The sequence below is a fragment of the Streptomyces vulcanius genome (assembly GCF_042653945.1).
In the GTDB taxonomy this organism is placed as follows: Bacteria; Actinomycetota; Actinomycetes; order Streptomycetales; family Streptomycetaceae; genus Streptomyces; species Streptomyces mangrovi.
The window spans coordinates 57,831-78,281 of record NZ_JBHSFK010000013.1; the positions used below are offsets into that span (position 1 = coordinate 57,831).

Annotated in this window: 9 protein-coding genes; 8 read left to right on the top strand and 1 reads right to left on the bottom strand. The window is 70.7% G+C overall.

Translation table 11 applies throughout. From position 1 onward, the window contains the following. Positions 1–30: 30 nt before the first annotated feature. From ACFPIH_RS21010 to ACFPIH_RS21035, 6 genes are all read left to right on the top strand, one after another. Positions 31–11,622, top strand: a complete 11,592-nt coding sequence (locus tag ACFPIH_RS21010; RefSeq protein WP_381174384.1) for a scabin-related ADP-ribosyltransferase — start codon at positions 31–33, stop codon at positions 11,620–11,622. Next, entirely contained in the window at positions 11,619–14,294 is a 2,676-nt protein-coding gene (locus ACFPIH_RS21015; RefSeq protein WP_381174386.1) for a right-handed parallel beta-helix repeat-containing protein, read from the top strand. Before ACFPIH_RS21010 ends, ACFPIH_RS21015 begins: the two co-directional genes overlap by 4 nt. Positions 14,295–14,360: 66 nt before the next feature. After that, positions 14,361–15,227, top strand: coding sequence for a hypothetical protein (locus tag ACFPIH_RS21020; protein ID WP_381174388.1), 867 nt, complete (start codon positions 14,361–14,363; stop codon positions 15,225–15,227). Between the two features lie 124 nt (positions 15,228–15,351). After that, entirely contained in the window at positions 15,352–16,458 is a 1,107-nt protein-coding gene (locus ACFPIH_RS21025) for an FAD-dependent monooxygenase (RefSeq protein ID WP_381174390.1), read from the top strand. A 54-nt stretch (positions 16,459–16,512) separates the two neighbouring features. After that, a complete protein-coding gene (locus tag ACFPIH_RS21030; protein WP_381174392.1) occupies positions 16,513–17,115 on the top strand; it encodes a DedA family protein in 603 nt (200 codons plus the stop codon). A gap of 107 nt (positions 17,116–17,222) precedes the next feature. Next, positions 17,223–17,831, top strand: coding sequence for an NAD(P)-dependent oxidoreductase (locus tag ACFPIH_RS21035; RefSeq protein WP_381174394.1), 609 nt, complete (start codon positions 17,223–17,225; stop codon positions 17,829–17,831). Positions 17,832–17,840: 9 nt separating this feature from the next. On the opposite strand, the gene ACFPIH_RS21040 is transcribed toward ACFPIH_RS21035, so the two are convergent. Beyond that, positions 17,841–18,740 carry a LysR family transcriptional regulator gene (locus ACFPIH_RS21040; RefSeq protein ID WP_381174396.1) on the bottom strand — a complete coding sequence of 300 codons (900 nt, stop codon included), beginning with the start codon at positions 18,738–18,740 and terminating at the stop codon, positions 17,841–17,843. 55 nt (positions 18,741–18,795) lie between these two features. Here ACFPIH_RS21040 and ACFPIH_RS21045 point away from each other — a divergent pair, with 55 nt between their 5' ends. Continuing rightward, the gene (locus ACFPIH_RS21045; RefSeq protein ID WP_381174398.1) at positions 18,796–19,575 is read left to right on the top strand and encodes an inositol monophosphatase family protein; all 780 of its coding nucleotides are present in this window, start codon (positions 18,796–18,798) and stop codon (positions 19,573–19,575) included. Between the two features lie 266 nt (positions 19,576–19,841). Beyond that, positions 19,842–20,369, top strand: a complete 528-nt coding sequence (locus ACFPIH_RS21050; protein WP_381174400.1) for a hypothetical protein — start codon at positions 19,842–19,844, stop codon at positions 20,367–20,369. Positions 20,370–20,451 lie beyond the last annotated feature (82 nt).

Genomic DNA, 20,451 nt, shown 5'->3' on the forward strand with positions numbered 1-20,451 from the left:
CCCCAAGTCCCGGACCGCGTGGAGGACTCCTTGGCCACCTCCGACGAGTGGAGCAGAGTCGGATTCACCGGCAATCCGGTGACGGGAAATCCCGGCGTCGTCGAGAACATCACCAAGGAACTGCGCGGCCTCGGCGACCTGGCCGGCCGGGTCGACGGCGGCCTCGACACCCTGCTGAACAAGACCGAGGACGGGGGCTTCGAGGGGCGGACCGCGGACGCGCTGCGGACGTACGTCAAGGACGAGCTCAAGACGTTCATGGCGAACATCAACCGCTCGTTCGAGATGGCGGCCGACGCCACGGCCCGCTACGCGCGCGCCCTCGGGGACTCTCAGGACCGGGCCGAGAACGCCGCCGACACCGTCGCCGCGCTGGAGCGGGTCGGCGGTCAGCCGCTCGCCGAGAACGATCCGGAGATGACCCGCGCCCGCAACGAGGTGGACGCGGAGATCGACACCATCCAGGCCGAGGGGAAGATCCTGGAGGACGCCCTGCACGAGGCGTCGCGGCTGGTGTCGCGGCCCGTGAAGAAGCCGAAGAAGAGCTTCTGGAAGCGGTTCGTGTCGACGTTCTTCAAGGTCCTGGAGATCGTCGCGCTGGTCATCACGCTCGTCGCGGCCGTCATCGGCGGCCCGCTGGGCCTGGTGGCCTTCGGGCTCGGCGCGGTGCTCTTCGCCAAGGCCCTCGTCGACTACGCGACGGGCAACGGCAACGCCCTCAGCCTGGGCCTCGCCTTCCTCGGCATCCTGTTCCCGTCGACGAAGGGCCTCACCACGCTCGGCGGACTGGCCCGCATGGCCTCGACGGGCGCGAAGGCCCTGAGCGGTGCCCTCTCCGCGAGCGGGCGGCTGCTGTTCCGGGGCGGCAGGATGCTGTTCTCCTCTCCCGGCCGACTCCTGTCGCTGGCCGGACAGGGTCTCGTCCGGTTCGGCAGCGGGCTCGGTAGCCGGGCCGCGGGCGGGTTCACGGCGCTGCCCCGGGTGCTGTCCAGGACGCCCGCGATGCTGGGGTCGGCCCTGAGGTTCATGGGCGGATTCGCCCGGAACACCTTCCGCCAGGGCTGGTCCGCGCTGACCCGCGACTTCGTCGAGTCGACCGCGTTCGTCGGCGGCAGCACGGCCGGACGGCTCGGCGTCTTCACGGCTCTGAGCCTGGGCCGGCTCACGATGACGGCGCTGCTGCCCATGCGGTACTCCGAGATCGCCCGGTTCGGCTACCGGGGCGCCTTCCGCATGGGGTTCATCGACCGGGGCCTGCACTTCACCTCGCGGCCCCTCGGCACCCTGGGCAGGACGGGTTCCCTGGCCGGGGACCTCGCGGAGCTGACCGGCCGGAACCTCGACCGGGGCGGAAACCTTCGCCCGTTCGACGCCACGAACACCGGCCGGCTCGCCGTCCCGGGGACCCCGGAGTTCAACGAAACCCTCGACGAACTGGCCGACATCCCGGTCACCTCGGTCACGGCACCCCGTACACGGGGCTTCAGTTCCCTGCCCGGCAGCACGCCCGTCCGGATGCCGGGCCGTCTCGACGACGTGGGCGTCCGGTTGAACTCCGTGGACACCCTCGACACGGTCGGACTGCCGGTCGGTACGGTCCCCGGAGGACAGCGGCTCGGGCTCGGGGACCAGCTGCGGAACCTGGACACCCTGACGGGCCTGGAGCGCACCGGGACCGGGCTGCTCAAGCCGCTCGACGAGCTGTCGGACCTGGCGGAGCTGAGCCTCGACGGCAGGCTCGGCGGTCTGACCGGGTTCCAGGTGCGGCAGATCCTGGACGGCGAGATCGACCTGGTGAACGTCGCGCCGGACGGGGTCGTCCTGCGTGTCGGGACGACCGATCCGGTGGACGTCCGGGTGCGGCTGAAGGACGGGGTGAAGGTCGACGTGCTCGGCCCGGCCGACCCCCGCGTCCCCACCTTGAACACGACGACCGGCACCGACCGCCTCGACCAGCTCGGGATCAGGCCCGACGACCTCACCCGGCTGATCCCCGACACCGGCGACGACGCGCGCACCGCACGCGACCTGCTCGGCCTCGGACCGGTCAGGACGGACCTCACCGCGCCCCCGCTCGCCATGAGCCCCGGCTTCACGCCCCTGACCCTGCGGGACATCGTCACCGGCGGGGCCACCGGCAAACTCGCCACGGAACGCTTCCAGACCTGGGTGCGCACCCAGGCCACCCAGTTCCAGCTGGACACCGCCGGGCGCAGGCTCTCCGAGATCGACGGACTGACCGACGCACCGCCGCTGGGCCGCGCCCGGGCCGAGCTGGACCTGAGCGCCGCGAAGATCGACTTCAGCCGGGCCCGGATCGCTTTCGACCGGCTGGGGATGAACCTGGACACGGTCCGCCGGGACGTCACGGTGATGATGACCCGTATCGACGGCCCGGCGGCCACCCTGCCCACCGGTGAACTGGGGCTGCTGGACAGCCTGGGGCGGCCCACCGGCCAGTGGATCACGATGGAGCCCGGGCCGACCGCCAACTGGGTCCTCAAGGGGGACTCCGGGGTCGTCCCCGACGTCAGGGTGACCATGACCGACGGCGTCTTCACCCTCACCCGGGCCGACGGCCTCGTCACCAGGATCGGCCCGGACGGCAGACCCCTGCTCGACGACATCCCGGTCCGGCCGGCGTCGCCCGCGGGTCCGTCGACCGTCCCGCAGGTCCACTGGCTGGTGCGGCAGGACGCGGACTTCTCGGCGACGGTGGGCAAGTCCGGGCTGAAGACACGGCTGACCGAGGACGGTCTCGTACCGGTCAGGACAGACGGCACCATCACACCGCTCCAGGCGGTGTCCACCGCCAATGCCAAGGTGTTCAAGGAGAACAGTCAGTTCACCGCGTTCTCCGCGCCCGGCGGCACCGGAAAGCCCTTCGGGAACAGCGAGATCGGGCTCGACCTCGCATCCCTCAGCAAGGACATCACAGCCGGTGCGGAGAACGTCAGGAGTGTGCGGATACTCTCCAACACCCAGCTGCGGCAGGAGATCCTCAAGGAGATCCGGTTCGCCGTCGGGGACTCGGCTCTGGAGATCCCGTCGAAGTTCACCCACCTGACGAAGAACGACGACATCAAGAAGTTCCTCGCCGAATACAACGTGCCGAAGAAGTTGAGCGCCTCGGTCGCGGCGGACATCAAAACGCTGCTCCAGGTGCGCCGCGACAACACCTGGCTCGTGCAGGGGGCCATTCCGAAGGAGTATCTGACGGGCCCCTATCCGACCGTCGACTCCCTGAAGTTCGTACCGGCCGCGCCGGCCACCACCACCACGATCCAGGCGCCCACGGACCTGCTGGATTCCGCGGGCCGGGCCTCCGGTTCCGGGTTCCCTCCCATGGAGACCCCGCAGTTGGTGATGAGGACGGACGAATTCCTCATGTCGAACGTCGACCTGGAGCAGCTGCGCGGTGTCAAGCTCATCCGGCAGGACGACTTCCACGCGTGGGAGGCCGACGCCAAGGGCCTGCGCAAGTCGCACTTCAAGCCCGACATCGGAATGGTCCCGGCCAACCCGGACGGCAGGACCGGCGCCTTCCAGCATGTGGCGGGTGCCGAGATCGCGGAGCGGAAGACCAACAGTCCCTTCACCTCGTTCGCCGTGTCCGGTGGCGAGAAGGTGTACGGCGACACGGAGTTCGCTCTCGATGTCCACAAGCTGGGTCTGGACATCAAGGCCGGGAAGCTGGAGAACGTGGGAATTCTCCCGGCCCGGGATCTCCAGCAGTTGATCGGCGATCAGATCGAGCGGACCATCGGGAAGCGTCTCGACTTCTCGGGGCTCACCGGGACCAGCTCCCGGAACGACGTCATCGAGTTCCTCAGGAAGAACGACGTCAATATCGTGGGCCGGGGCGGCAAGGACGCGATCGGCAAGATCGCCGGAGATGTCCGCGTCCTGCTCAACAGCACCCGTGACCAGGAATGGCTGATCAAGGGCACCATTCCCCGGAGTTACCTGGAGGGCCCCTACCCCAGGGCGACAGGGGCCGAGGCCGCGGGTGGCCCGGTGCCCGTCGGTGATGCGCTCCAGGGTCTCGACGAAGCCGCCGGCGACCTCCGGCTGTCGGACACGTTCAAGACGGACTTCGAGGTGAAGACCGGCTCCGTCGAGTGGCGTACTCCGGACGGCATGAATTCCGGTCGGCCGGGACCGGTCCCGGACCGGCTGGCCTTCGCCGCCGACCGGTCCGTCGACCTTCGGACCATCACGCCCGCGCCGGTCTGGCGCACGACCGACGAGACGTTGTGGCGCATCGGCGGCAGGCGCCCCCTCGACCAGATCTTCAGCGAGGGGTTCACCGTCCGCGACCCCCTGGAGACCAACCTGGACATCATGGTCAGGACCGGCCAGCCGTCGGCGTTCGTGAGCACCACCACCGACAAGACCCTCGTCTGGGACGGCGTCTTCAAGTTCGAGATCGAGGCCTCCGGAGGGATCGACGTCGGCAGGACCTTCGAACGCTCCATGGGCCCGGACGCCTGGCGGACATCGGGCTGGGCGTCGGAGAACGAGATCGCCTTCCCCGGCGGTATCGCCCCGGAGTTCATCCGTGGCGCGTACCGGATGGACGCCCAGCACAACCTCCTCGAATGGATCCCGAACCCCGACTTCCGAGGCAGCAACCCGCTGCCCGAGCTCGCGGCGGATCTGCGGGTCGCCGGGGAGGGCACGTCGGGTCCGAGCGCGCTGGACTTCCGGGGTCTGTCCCTCGACGACCAGCTGCGGCTGCTGGACCAGCTCGACCTGGGCGAGACCAGGGCCTTCGACGACCTCGGCTCCCCGAACGGGGTCAACGCCCTCGACGAGGTCGGAAGCCGGCTGGACGACCCCGGTTATCTGTCCGACGACTTCACCTTCGACCGCTTCGACGCACCCGCACCCCGGACCGAGACCGTGCTGGTGGACCCTCAGGAGTTCGCCGGGACCACCGGCTTCCGCACGGAGTGGCAGCGGACGCCGCTGGAGGACGGCGGGTTCACGCACATCGGCGAGGCCGGGGACATCCGGATGGTGTTCACCGCGGAGGACGTCCTCCAGTTCCGTGACCTCCGGCTCCCGGCCGGCGACGGCTTCCTCCGCTTCGACGGCGACGCGGTGCCGGGGTCCCTGCCCCGAGTCGTCGGCGAGGACGGCCTGCCGCTGCCCGGCGGTGCGGTGATCGAACCGGTCAGGGGCGCGCTGGGCGTGGTCACCGGTGTACGGGTGCGGTCACTGGACGGCGCCTGGACCGGCCGCTTCGACCTGGACGGTACGCGGCTGTCCGAGCAGCTGACCCTGTCCGGCCCCGTCGGCGGCCCGCTGACCGGCGCCCGCCTGACCACGACGTTCACACAACTGCCGGGCGGCGCGCAGTCGGCGACATACCGGCTGACCGTACCGGGGTCGGCCGACGGCGCCTTCGCCGTCGTACGGCTCGACGGGGATCCGGCGCGGCGGCTGCCGGGCGGGTTCGCGGTGACCGGCACGGCGACCGGGGCGCGGTTCGTGTTCGACCGGGGCGGCCGGTTCGTGGACCTTCCGGTGGACGGGGCGCCGCCGGTGCGCCTGGACGTGTCCGGGGCGGCGGTGCCGGACACCGCCCAGGGACCGCCCTCGACCCTCGACGGCCTCGGTGATCTCGGCGAACCGGGCTCGCTGAACCGGCTCTCGCTGCCGGATCCGTCCCGTACGGATCTCACACCGCAACCCGTCGGCCTCGACGCCCGGTTCACGGCGCACGTGACCGACGGCGCCCCGACGCCGGTGCATCCGTCACGGTTCGACGGTATGCCTCTGTCCGGGGCGGACGAGCTGACGGATCTGCGGCTGCGGGTCACGGAGTTCCCGGCGACCGATCTCGCGCCGGCGTCGTTCCGGATCGACGTGGTGGACTTCGGCGCCCCCGGTGGTCCGGTGCGGCTGGAGAACGTGACGGTGACCCTCCGCGAGGGCGGCGGGGTGAGCATCGCGGGTCCGCGGGGCGGTGTGCGTTGGCAGTTCGACGCCCTGGGGCACCTGGAGTACCGGGAACTTCCGCTGACCGGCACCGACTTGGCCCTGCGCTTCACCGACGACGCCCTCGACCCGATGCCGAGGGTGGTCGGCCCGGACGGGGTGCCCGTCCAGGGGGCGACTCTCACCCCGGTCCGGGACGCGACCGGAACGCTGAGCGAGCTGACCGTGCGGGTGCCCGTGCCGGACACGGGCGGGCTCACGGCGGTGTGGCGGTTCGAACCCGGCGGCGCCCTGCGCCAACAGGAGCTGCCGCTCACGCTGCCGGGCATCGACGGCCCGGCCGGCCTGGGCGTCAAGGTGACGATCACCCCTGGTCCGGGCGGCACCACGACCAGGCTCATCGAACTGACCGGGCCGTCGAACCTCACCGGTTCCTTCCGGCTCGGGCCGATCGACGCCACCCTCGCCGGGCGGCTGCCGAACGGCTTCACGGTCACCGACACCGTCACCGGCGCCCGCTTCCACTACGACGCCGACGGTCGCCTCGCCCTGCGGGACCTGCCCGCCCGGGACGGCTCCGGCTTCCTCCGCTTCACCGAGGACGCCACGCCCGGCACCCCGCCGGTCCGGCTCGATGATCTCGGCGATCTCGGCGACTTCGCCGGTGACCTGGGCGATGTGTCCCAGATCTTCGACCGTACGCTTGAGGAGGCGGGCGGCGTACGAGGCCCCTTCGGCGACCTCGACCGTCTCGACCGCGTCACGGGTGCGGACGCACCGCGCACCGACGCGCTCCCGCGACCGGACGGTCCCGGCCCGGAGGAACGAGCACTCGTCGACGACCTCTGGAACGACCTGGTCCAGGACGTACGGCCGCTGTCCGCCGACGAACTGAACCGCGTCATGGGCCCCGACTCGCCGCGCACCGACACGCTCTCGGAACTCGGCGACCTGCCGGACGTCGATCCGGAGGCGCTCCAGACGCGCCTGGACAACCTCCGGCGGATGGACGGTGAGCTCCAGGGCGTGGACGAAGCGATCCGTGTGCCGCTGTCCGGTGTGGACGAACTGGCGGACCTCGACCTGCGGGTGACACGCCTCCCGGCGACCGACACGGCACCGCAGGGCTCGTACCGGCTGGAACTGACCGACCGCACCCCCGGCGGGACCGGACCGGTGCGCGGATCGGACTTCAAGGTCGAACTGCTCGACGGGAGTGGCAGGTTCGCCGTCATCGATCCGGCCGGCACCACCCGGTTCGCCTTCGGTCCTGACGGCCGTTTCCTCGGGCGGGAGACCGTTCTCACCGCCGACGGGCTGCCGGAGGGGCTGCGGCTCAAGGTGACGATCGACCCCGCGGCGGACGGCACCGGGCGGGTCACGGTCGACGTACTCGTCCCCACCGGCACCGCCGGTTCCGTCCGGTTGACCGCGGTGAACAGCGAGCTGTCCGGGCGGCTGCCCAGCGGTTTCACCCTCACCGACACGATCACCGGCTCCCGCTTCCACTTCGACCACACCGGCCGCCTCGCCTTCCGCGACCTGCCGGCCGAGGACGGCTCCGGATTCCTCCGTTTCACCGAGGGCGCCGGGCCCGACACACCACCCGTCCGGCTCGACGGACTCGGCGATCTCGGCGATCTCGGCGACTTCGGCGGCGAGTTGAACGACGTCGATCTCGCCCGCATGTTCGACCGCACACTCGACGAGGCGTCGAGCCTGCGTACGGTGCCCGAGGGCGCCCCGGCGGACCTGTCCGGCATCGCCGGAGCCATGGACTTCCTGCACGCCGCGCCCGACGCGCACCCCTTCCAGGGGCTGGACCTGCCCGGGGTGCAGCGGCTCGCCGACGACGCGACCGCCTCGCTCGAGGGGCTCGGTCTGCGCCCGGGGCTGCTGGGCGACCAGCTGCGGGAGATGACCGCGCAGGCCCGACTGGCGCTGCGGCGTCAGGCGGTCACCGCCCTCGGCGACTATCTGGACCTGCCGCTTGCGACCCGCCTCGACGACCTTCGGGCCATGCCCCCGGCCGGCCGCGTCCTCGGCGACTTCACCGTCACGCCGACACCGCACGGCGGGCCCGGCGGCAGCCGCTACACCGTGCACCACACCCCCTCGGACCTGACACTGGGCTTCGACGCGAACCGCGGGCCGGCCTACCAGGAGGTGTTCCTGCGCGGCGGCCCGGCCGACCTGGACGGGCTGAAGCTCGGGGTCACCGGACGCTCGGCGGACGGCGGGCCGTGGACACCCACCGCGGTCGACTTCGTCGCCGCCCGCCCGGCCGACGACCTCTACACGGTCGCTCCCGGCACCGGACCGCACGGCGGTCTCACCCTCTCCGACGCGGCCGGCACCACCCACTGGCACTACGGCCCCGAGGGAGTGCACGTCCTCCGGGACGTCCAACTGCCCGGCGACCGGGGCATGTTCCGCTTCGACGCGGACGCCCCGGGCGGCACACCGCGGCTGCTGGACCCGACGGGCCGTGAACTGCCCGGGTTCCGCACCGAGGTGCTCGACGACGGCCGGATCGCCCTCGTCCCCACCGGGAGGGGCGCCCAGCCCCTGGAGCGGACGGTGTTCGACCCGGCGGGCACGCTGCGGGAGGAGACCGTCGCCGTACGGGTCAAGGGCGGAAAGGTCAACGGCCAGTACTGGAAGATCGATCACACGACCGGCAAGGCCGTGCGGCTCGACTCCTCGGGCAACCCGCTCACCGGCCGCTTCGACACCGCCACGGCGGAGAAGTCCGCCACCGGTCAGACCAAGTTGACCGGCGAGGGCAGGGTGACGCTGTTCGAGCGCGAGATCCTCGGCAACGGCAATGTCCTCCACCTCGACCTGGACCGGTTCGGCCGGGCTCGCTGGACCGAGTTCGACAGGGCCGGGAACAGGCTGCGGGCCGGGGAGCGGATCTTCGACAGCGACCGCAGGACCTTCCACGACACACTTCCGTACCGCTGGGCCCCGGTGGACGTCCTCGACGTGCGCACCTACACCAAGGCCCTCGACGGCGGTCTGATCCGGGCGGAGACGAACGCGAAGGGCGACTGGGTCTGGACGCGTTTCGCCAAGGACGGCACCGAGGCACTGCACGGTACCCGCGAGTGGTCCTGGACCCGGATCGGCTACAAGGACACCTACCTCGACCCTGCCACCGGGCAGCATGCCGTGGCCCAGCGGCGGGGCGACATATGGCCGTTGGACGGCTACCACGGCTCCCGCCAGTACCTGGAACACCCGCTGCTGTCCGGTCACGCTCCCGGCGGGACGCGGGCGAACCCCCTGGTGCACACCGCCGTCGGCCCGAACAACAAGCCGATCGACTTCGTCGACGAACTCACCGAGGAGCTCGCGCAGCTCGCCGACGGCGGCACCCTGCACGTCGCCCGGATCTCCGACCAGCGCCTCCCGGCGGCCGCCTGGTACCCGCGCGCGGGCCACGGCCGGTTCGACGGGTTCTTCCGCAACCTCGTCACCGGCGACTCCATGTTCCAGGTGTCCAAGTGGACGGAGACCGCCGCCGACGGAACGAAGCTGCGCGGCGTGCGGCTGGCCTCGCACGGCGGTCACAGCTGGCAGGACATCGACCGGTTCGGCCGGATCGTCCGGGAGACCCGCACGCTGGAGAACGGCAACGTCATCGAGGCGGGCCGCAGCGTCACCGACCCCAAGCAGTGGGCTCCGGCCCCGAAGTGGGACGGCACGGCGGCCTCGTACGAACTGCCCTGGCTGGACACCAAGACCGGCACCTCCGGCACCCGCCGTGTCGCCGCCGACGGCAGCTTCGAGGACGTGTTCACCGGCCCCCGGGGAAACGAGCTGCTGGCCATGCGCTCGCAGGGCACCGGTGTGCGCGAGTACCTGACCGAGAACCCGGCGCGCGGCATCGGCGCCGACGACGTGTCCGGGGTGTGGGTGGACAAGAACACCCAGCTCCAGATCACGGGCCGACGCGACCACTGGGGCGATCTGTACGTCGAGTCCCACGGCGACCCCCGCGAGGACCGCTGGACCTGGACGGCCACCCGCCCCGACGGACAGGTCACGGAGGGCATCCGCGTCCAGAACCGCGGCTCGCTGTACTCCCGTACCTGGGACGACTCGTTCACCGACTTCGAGCGGCTGGAGAACGGCCGGCGCGGCGCCGCGGTCCGGGAGCGCGCCGCCACCGGCGACGGCACCGTCTGGGTCGACGCCACCCGGCAGCCCGGCGACACCTGGTCCTGGCAGCGGATCAGCGCCGACGGCACGGTCGACTCGAAGGGCGTCCGCACCTACCAGGACCTCGCCAAGGGCCGCTGGACCGACCACATCGGCACCGACGTCGTGCGCTATCGCGACGGCGGCCGGGTCCGCGAGTACGCGTACACGGTGAACCGGCCGGCCGTCGCACCGCCCGTGGACACCGGCCGGATCACCCTGTCCGATCTCCTCGCCCGGTCCGCGCGCCACTTCGAGACGGACGCGTCGGCCACCGTGAACCGGGAGGTCTGGCAGGAGTTCGACATGGGCAAGGTGGTCCACCGCCGGGACCCCGTGCAGGGCGTCGAGGGCCGGTTCCGGGAGTCGGAGTCGCTGTGGAACCAGTGGCGCGAGTACCAGGACGGCCGGCTGGTGGCCCAGCGCACCCTCACCGGACGGGTCTGGGCCACCGACGCCTTCGGCCGCTGGTCCGCCTTCGACAGCGCCAAGCTGCCGGAGTTCAGCAGTCTGCCCAAGGTCGGCGGAGAGGTGGGCCTGGACGGACACCGCAGCTGGCGGCTCATCGGGCGCGAGGTGGACTTCCGCGGCTACACGACCGAACTGCGCGGCTACAACCGTGAGTTCCGCGATGTGTTCCACGACATCTGGACCGGCGTCGAGGACGGCTCCTCGGCCTCCATGCCGATGTGGCGGCACCAACTGCGCAAGGCCGTCACCGACTTCACCATGGGCTATCTGATCGAGTTCGGCACCAGCTTCGCCGTGTCCGCCATCACCGCGGACCTCGGTAACACGAAGTTCGACCCGATCACGGCTCTCCAGCGGGCGGCCCTCAACGGTGCCATCGGCGGCGGCATCCGCGTCGGCGTCAACATCGCCTACGACACCACGCGCCTCGGCTACCTCAAGTACGGCCTGACCAACCTCGACCAGGGCCAGGACTGGAACCGTCACCCCCTGGCCTCCAAGGACGACTGGGACGGCGAGTGGACCGTGTACGAGAACCCCACCCGCTGGCGCTCAGGTTCGTACGACTACTTCAACGGCCTGGGAGTGGGTGTGCTCACCGGATTCGTCAACAACGCCGTCAACGCGGCCGTGTTCGGGGTGAACGGGCAGAAGCGCACCGGCCTCGAAGCCCTCGAAGCGGGCGCCTGGGGTGCGGCGGGTTCGGCCTTCACGGGCATCACCAGCGGTCTGCTCCGGTACACCTGGCACGCCACCGCGGGCTCACGGATCTTCCACCGGGGCGGCCCCGGCGAGCTGATCTGGCAGGCCGCCGAGGCGCTGGGCGCGGGCACCCTCAACTACGGGATCAACAACAAGGGCGCCGACATCCAGCCGTCCCGTGCCTTCCCGCCCTCGGGCAGCACACCCACCACACCGGCCCCGCCCCCGGCCCCCGCACCACCGCAGCCGCTGACCATCGACCCGGCCGCTCTCCCCGACGGAACGGAACTCCTGTGACCCCCACCTCCACCGTGCACCGGGTCGCCCCCAAGGGCCGCGGCACGCACCGCAGCATCGCCTCCGCCGTGCGTGCCGCCCGCGACGGCGACGAGATCCGCATCGCCCCGGGCGAGTACGTCGAACAGCTGCTCGTCGACCGCACGGTGCACCTGCTGCCGGAGGACGGGCCGCAGCACGCCGTACGGCTGCTGGCCGCGTCCCCCGGGCGGCCCGTACTGGAGGTCGCCGCCCCCGGCGTACGGGTCGAGGGCATCGCCCTGACCGGACAGGACCCGGGGCTGCCCGCCGTGCTGGTCGGAGCCGGAGACCTGGAGCTCGACGCCTGCGAGATATCCGGTGGCCGCGTCGAGGCGGGCGGCGACTCCTCGCTCGCCCTGACGGACTGCCGGGTGTCCGGGGCGGGGCTGGCCGCGGTGCACGTCAACACCGCCGGCTCGGCGCGGCTGACCCGGGTCGTGGTCGAGGACATCCAGGGAACCGGCGTCGTCATCGGCTCCCGGGCCGCCGCCGAGGCCATGGAACTGACGGTACGGCGGGTCACCGGGTCCGGTGTCCGGGTACGGGGCGACGCCCGGGCCGTGCTGCGCGACTGCCGGATCTCCGGACCCGGCCGCAGTGGGCTGCTGGTGGAGGACGAGGCGGCCCTCACCGCCCTGGACTGCCGGGTGGAGGAGACGGCCGCCGAGGGCATCCGCGTACTCGGCAGTTCACCGCGTCCCGAGGACCCGGAGAGTACGGACGGCGGGGTCCTGCTCATCCGCTGTGAGGTCCTGCGCACCGGCACGGACGGGGTCGCCGTCTCCGGCACCGGGGACGTCCTGCTGCGTGGCTGCCGGCTGCGGGACGGCTCGGGGCCCGGGGTGAGCGCGGACGGCGAGAGCCGTACGGAGCTGGTGGACTGCCAGGTGGACCGGGCGCACGGCTCGGGTCTGGTGGCCCGGGGCTCCGCCCGGCTGACCGCCGAGGGCACGTCGGTGACCGGCAGCCGGGCCAACGGTCTGCTGGCGGGCGACCGTTCCGAGGTCCGCATGACCGCCGGCGACCTGACGGCGTGCTCGTTCAGCGCGGTGCACGCCTGCGACGACTCCCGGGTGACGCTCACGTCGTGCCGTATCGCGTCCACGGCGGAGCACGGGATCCGGGCCACCGACCGCGCCGGCCTCACCGTCGAGGGCGGCCGCATCACGGACTGCGGACTGTCCGGGGTGCGGATCGACAGCGCGGCCGAGGCCCGGATGCGCGGCCTCTCCGTGCTGCGCGGCCGGGCCGGTATCACCACCGAGTCGACCGGGACGGTGGTCCTGGAGGAGTGCGACGTCACGGACGCCGAGCGGGCCGGGATCTCCTGCGGCACCGGGACGGCCCCGGTGCTGAGGGACTGCCGGATCAGCGGCAGCGGCACGGCCGGCCTGGTGATAGGGGAGCGCGCCACGCCCGGCGTCGAGGGCTGCACGGTACGGGACGCCGCCGGATCCGGCCTGGTGGTGGGCCCGGGGGCCGAACCCCGGATCCGGTCCGTCATGGTGGCCCGGACCGGCAAGAACAGCCTGTTCGTCGGCGAGAAGGCCCGCGGCACGTTCGAGGACTGCGTCTTCGCCGGGGCCGGCGGGGACGGCGCGGCCTACCCGGCGCTGCATGTGTCGGCCGGCGGCGCGCCCGTACTGCGCGGCTGTCTGGTCCGCGACACCGAGGAGGACGTGGCCCTGGAGAAGGGCGCCCGGCCGGTGTTCGACGACTGTCTCTCACGGGACGTGAAGAACCCGTCCCTGCCCACCGGCGCGGACCGGTCCCTGGCGGCTGCCGGCAGCCCGGGAACGGACCCGCAGACCACCGCGCGGGAGACCGAGGCACCTCCCGAGGACACCATCGAGGACCTGCTCGCCGAACTCGACGGACTCGCCGGCCTGGACCGCGTCAAGCAGGACGTCTCGTCCCTGGTGAAGCTGATGAGGATGGTCCGCCGCCGCGAGGAGATGGGCCTGGCACCGCCCCCGCTCAGCCGCCATCTCGTCTTCACCGGCAACCCGGGCACCGGCAAGACCACCGTGGCCCGGCTCTACGGCCGCATCCTGGCCGCCGTCGGCCTGCTGGAGCGCGGCCATCTGGTCGAGGCCGACCGCTCCGCCCTGGTCGGGGAGTACGTCGGCCACACCGGCCCGAAGACCTCACGCGTCTTCCAGCAGGCCCGGGGCGGAGTGCTGTTCATCGACGAGGCGTACTCCCTCACCCAGTACGCCGGCACGAACGACTTCGGCCAGGAGGCGATCGCCACCCTGCTGAAGCTGATGGAGGACCACCGCGACGACGTGGTGGTGATCGTCGCCGGATACCTCGAGGAGATGGAGACGTTCGTCCGCTCCAACCCCGGCCTCGCCTCACGCTTCAACCGCACGCTGCTCTTCGAGGACTACGGCAGCGCCGAACTGGTCGGCATCGTGGAGCACCAGGCCGCACAGCACCAGTACGAACTCGGCCCCGAAGCCCGTGAGGCGCTGACCGCGCGCTTCGACGCGATGCCCCGGGACCGCGGGTTCGGCAACGGCCGTACCGCGCGCCAGCTGTTCCAGGCCATGACGGAGCGTCAGGCGTACCGCGTCGCCGAGCTGTCGGACGTCTCGGAGTCCGACGTGATGACGCTGAGGCCGGAGGACATCCCGCAGACCCTGTGAGCGCCTGACCTCTGCCCCCCCTCCACAGACCTCCCACGACGGACGACCGCGTAAGGACCGACACTCATGCCGCACACGCCCGACCCCCAGCAAGGTGACCGCCAGGAAGGCGAGTTCGCCGATCTGTTCGCCCGCAGGGCCCGCACTCCGCTGCGGGGCTTCCTGCCCGGCCGCCGGGTCTGGACCGCGGTCGGCGGCTCCGCGGCCGCGGTCCTGGTGATCGCGGGGTCCGCCTCGGTCGTCTCCGCCATCGACTGGAGCTCCGGCGGCTCCGACAAGGTGACCACCGCGGCCGGCAAGGAGGCACCGCGGGAGAAGGAGCACGCCGAGACCGCCGAGAAGCCGACAACCGCCCCGTCCGAGAAGGAGGAGGACAGCGGCAGGAAGAGCCCCGAGGTCGTCTACGTGCCCGTGTCGGGCGGCGCAGGCGCGGGCGCGGGCGCGTCGACGTCCGACCCGACCGACAGCGCCGAAGGCGCCTCGGGCTCGACCGGCAGCACTGGGAAGCAGAGTTCCTCGTCGACGACCCGGAACTCCCAGCCGGACACGCCGGCGAGCTACCTGTGGTCGGACGGAAGCGTGGACACGTCCGAGGACAACGCCTATTGGGACCAGAGTGTCGTCACCGTGAAGTCCACGAAGCCCCTCAGCAGCCTCAAGGTGGTCGTCAAGATCATTCAGACCGGCGGTGTCTCCAGCTCCGGGACCTGGAGCAACCTCGGGGACAAGGTGTCGGTGGCCACGGGGGCGAGCAGCGGCGAACTGGACTACGTGGTGACGCTGAAGTCGGGGAACACGCTGGACCCCGGTACCTACGTATTCAAGTTCCAGTACAACCACGACCAGGGCGACCGTGGCGCGGGCGGCGACCGCTACAACGTCACCACCGTGGCCACCGACTCCGACGACGAGTTCCGCTCCGGCGGCTTCTGAATCAAATGCGCGTGAGTAAATCTCTCATTGACCAGATTGCATTTGATGCAGGCGGTGGCTGCTCCTAGTGTCGAGACGTGCCCCTGGGGGCAACTGAGGTCCGTCGCGCGAAGGAGCAAAGAAGTTGTCCACGAAATCCACGGTGATCGTCGGTGGCGGCCTGGTAGGGCTCACAGCCGCGGCCTCCCTCAAACTCATCGGCCACGATGTCGTCGTGCTGGAACAGGCACCGCGGATTCGAGCCGTCGGCGCCGGAATCGGCCTGTGGGCCAACGCGTTGCGAGAGTTCGACCACCTCGGCATCGGCCCGGAAATCCGCGACATGGGCGTGGAACAGAACACGTGGTTCTTCAGCCCCGCCGGCGATCCGGTCCGCGCTGCTGGTTACACCGACAGCGATCACCGGTTCCTCCTTGTGCCGCGCCCCGAGTTGAACAACCTCTTGGCCGACACCATCGGTCGCGACCGAATACGCCTGGACGCCCACGTGACCGGATATACCGAGACCGGATCGGACGTCGTCGTGCACCTCGCCAACGGCGAGAAACTTCGCACGGATCTGCTCATCGGCTCGGACGGCGTCCACTCGCACGTGCGCAGGCAACTGGTGCCGGGGAGCGACGCCGTGACGCACTCCGGCCACTATGCCTGGCGCGCGATCGTGCCGACCGGAAACCAGAATTCACAGGCCACCGTGCTCACCGTCGGCCACCGCCGAACCCGCGGCGGGTACGCGAGGATCGCTCGTGATCGGACCATGTGGATGGTCAACCAGTTCGATGCCGGACCGCTCACCGGAAGCAAGCGCGAACGGGCACTGGCACGCGCACGGAATCTGGCCGAGGCGGGATGGAACGACGAACTCCTGTCCATGATCGCCGAAACGCGGGAGGAGTCCGTCCTGGAGAACCAGGTCACGCTGGTCCCGGAACTGCCCCGTTGGACCAGCGCGCGCGTCGCCCTGATCGGCGACGCCGCGCACGGGCTGTCCCCCCACATCGCTTCCGGCGGCACTCTAGGCATCGAGGACGTCGGCGTCCTGCGCGGCAGCCTGACAGCCGAGGCCGACCTGGAAAAGGCCCTCACCGCCTACGAGCACGCCCGCAGCGCCCGCTTCGACGCGGTACGCGAGCACTCCGCTGCCGTCGAACATGCCGGCGACGCAGTCGAATTCGCGCAACGCTACGCCGCGTTCAGCCGCTGGATGCTCACCACGGCACCCGCCACCTGAATCAGGGAATCACCCGTGAAGTTCCGTACCCATACGACTTGAGGCGGGTAGTGAATGCCGGACTGGATAGACCTCACGGAATCCTTGACAGCGTCGCCCGCCCTCTACGCCGTACTCATTGCGGTGTCCTTACTCGACTCCTTCCTCCCGTTGGTCCCGAGTGAACCCGTCGTGATCCTCGCAGGCATCGCCGGCGCAACCGGGCAGACGAATATCGTTCTTGTCATCGCCGCAACGACGGTCGGTGCCTTTCTCGGCGACCTCGTTCCCTACTCCATCGGCCGGTTGATGGGGGAACGCGTACTAAAACGCCTGCCAGTCGGTACCAAGCGCCGGACGGCGTACGACTGGTTCGAGCGCGAACTTGAATTACGCGGCGGTTTTGTACTCGTCTCCACGCGGTTCATTCCGGTCGGACGCTATCTCGCCACAGGAACGGCGGGGGTGGTGGGATACCCGCTGCGCAGGTTCATGCTGTACGTTGCGATTTCCACCTCCACATGGAGTGCTTATACCGCACTGTCGGGATACCTCGGTGGCGTCTTCTTCCAGGAGAACACGCTCCTTGCTGTCGCCGTCGGCGTCGGGCTCGCGTTCGCGGTAACCGGTGCGGTGCAGTTCTCGCGATATATTCGGCGCCGCAAGAATCGACGATGACGGCCCTACGGCGATGTCACGGTGAACTCCGTGATTGCGTCTGGGTAACTTATCAAGTCAGTTACCTGCACTTGATGTTAAGTGGGGGGCTCTCTAACGTTCTCGGCATGAACCTCACCGTCCTCGCGGCCTCCGGCCAGACCGGAATCGCCCTCACCCGACAGGCGCTGCGGCGTGGTCACACCGTGACCGCCATCGCGCGTGATCCCGAGCGGATCGCTCTGCCCGACTCCCCGAATCTGCGGAAGGTGGCGGGGGATGTGAACGACGCGGCCGGCATCGCCGCCGTGGTGGACGGGGATTCCGTGGTCCTTTCCGCGCTGGGCACGGACCGGGCGGGGATTCTCCTGACCGGTGCGCGGGCCGTCGTCGCCGCCGGTCCGCGGCGTGTCATCTGGCTCGGTGCCTATGGCACGGGCAGGTCGGCCGAGGTGGCGGGGGAGGGTGCGGGCGTGCTCGCCCAGGTGCTGGGTGACCGGCTCGCGGACAAGGTCGAGGCCGACAACACCGTTCTCGCGGCCGGGGGCACGGTCTTCCATGCCGGGATGCTGGCCGACGGGCCGGAGAGCCCCCGCCGGCGCACGGTCGGCCTGGAGGCCGCGCCCGTCTTCGACCTCGGTGCGAAGGTCAGCCGGGAAACCGTCGCCGCGGCGATGCTCGACGAGGCCGAGGTGCCTGCCTTTCCCGGCGCGGTGGCCCTGCCGCTGGCGCAGTAGGCAGGGCAATCAGCGGGCGGTGATCTCCTGCATCGATGCCCGGACCTGCTCGCGGAGCCAGGCGTGGGCGGGGTCGGAGTCGTAGCGCTGGTGCCAGTTGCAGTTGATCGTCGCCGCGGCAGACTCGATCGGCAGTGGCCGGGCGACGAGTCCGAACGCCTCGATGAGCGGGCGGCCGTGGATCGCCGTGCAGGTGACCAGGGCGTCGCCGCGGGCGGCGATCTGCAGCGCGGTGGACACCGTCGCGACCGCCGCGACCACCCGGCGCCGCAGGCCTTGGGCGGCCAGCACGTCGTCGATCGGCGCGGTGAGGCGGCCGCGCCGGGAGATCACCACATGCGGCTGCGCCGCGTAGGAGGCCAGGTCGAGTCCGGTGGCGCAGGGGTGGTCCGCGCGCATCGCCACGACGAGCCGGTCCTCGCCGAGCGGCTCGGAGCGGAACTCGGGCAGGGCGGGCCTGCCGCCGCCGAGTTCCAGATCGACGCGGCCGTGTCGCAGGTCGTCGGTGTCGACGGGGCTCTCCGCCAGTACCCGCAGCTGCACCCCGCGAGCCTGCTGCTGGATCTTTGCGACCAGGACCGGTACCAGCGACGCGGCCACCGCGTCGTGACACTGGATCGTGAAGGTGCGCTCCATCCCGGCCAGGTCCAGCTCACGGACCGGCGAGAGCACTTCGTGTGCCTGCCTGACCAGCCGGTGCACGTCCTCGCGTACCGACACCGCGTACGGGGTGGGAGCCATCGAGTGGCCGGTGCGCACCAGGATGTCGTCCCCGGTGACGGCGCGAAGCCGGCCGAGGGTGCGGCTGACCGCGGGCGAGGACAGGTGCAGCCGCTCGGCCGCGCCCATCACGCTGCCCTCTTCGAGCAGGGCGTCCAGCACGGTCAGCAGATTCAAGTCCAATTGCATAAGAGTAAATCCTCACAAGATACAGATCCACTTCGATCAATTCCAGGAGCATCCCATGAGCCAGGACCTGCTTGCCGCCACCGTCGCCGCCGTCCGCCACGCCGGCGCCCGGATGATGACGCGTTACTCCACCGAAGCCCGTCAGCCAGGGCTCCCCGAACTGCTCGCGGACCTCCAGGCCAATGACGCGGCCGTGGTCGACACGTTGCGCCCGGCGTTGACCCAGGCCCGCCCGGACGCGGGCTGGCTCAACGACGAACACGGATCGGGACCGCTGGCCGCGGGCGAGTGGTGGCTCATCGACCCGGTCGGCGGCAACGTCAACGCCGTGCACGGCATGCCCGACTGGAACATCGGCGTGAGCCTCGTCCGTGACGGCCGCCCGGTGCTGGCGGTGGTCTACTTCCCGGTCCTCGACGAGATGTTCACCGCGACCGGGGGTGGCGGGGCGTTCCTCAACGGTGTACGGCTGCGGGTCTCGGCCAAGACGTCGCTGGACGGCGCACTGGCCGGGACCGGCCAGGCCCAGCCGGGTCACGACCCCGAACTCGCGCAGAAGATGGGCTCCGCCTTCACCGCGATGACGAACGCCGCCCTCCATGTGCGGATCTCCGTACCGGTGACCCACCAGCTCGCCCAGGTCGCCGCGGGCCGGATGGACCTGCACTGGCAGTTCGACAACGTCCGCTCCCACGCGGCCGGTGTGCTGCTGGTCCAGGAGGCCGGAGGCGTCGTGACCGACATCGAGGGCAAACCGTGGGAACTGGCCGGCCAGAGCTACCTCGCCGCCGCGCCGGGCGTGCACGCCGCCGCGCTGGAAGTCCTCACCGCCTGAGGGAAGACCGGATCCAGCTTCCTCACCACCGCCACGAACGGGAGATTCCCGATGACGACCACCGTGCCGCCGGGCCCGGCCGAGCTGACCGAGATCATGGCCTACGCCGACTTCGCGACCAGCGCGTCGACGTCCGTGCGGAGGCCCTGGGCCTCGGCTCGCCGCACGTCGGCTCGACGCGGGCACTGGCCGTCCGCGAGGACACGAGCCACTTCTTCGCGCCGGGCCCTGAACGTACCCCACGCACTCCACAGACCAGGACGGCCATGAGTACCCTCACCACACCCCGAACCACCCCGCCGGCACGCGGGAACCGAGTCCGCTGGCGCATCCCGGCTCGGCTGCGCAAGAGCATCCTGGTCACGCATGTCGTGTCGGCGGGAGCCTGGATCGGCATAGATGTCATCTCCACCGTTCTGGTGGCGATCGGCTGGGTACGCGCGGGCGACGACCGCACCGCCGTATACCGGGCACTGGCGGACTTCTTCGTCGTTCCCCTGCTGCTGTCGGCTCTCGTGGCGGGGGTGGTCTGCCTTGTCACCGGTGTCCTGCTGGGGATGGCGACCAAGTGGGGACTCGTTCGCTACCGGTGGGTCGCGGTGAAGCTGGTCCTCAACGTCATCGCCTGCGTGATGCTGCTGGCGTTCCTGGGCCCGATCACCGAACTGGCCTCGGGCGAACAGCCGTTGCGGGACATCTGGTTCGTCGCGTTCCTCGCCGCCACCGCCATGGTGTCGCTGGGTTTCGCGATGGTGCTCTCGGTCTTCAAGCCGTGGGGCAGAGTCCGCAAGTAGTTCTCGCCCGGTCAGCACTGCTTCCAGCAAGGCCGCCGGCCCCACACACCGGCCCGGGACCAAGGAAGGCCACGACAGCGCT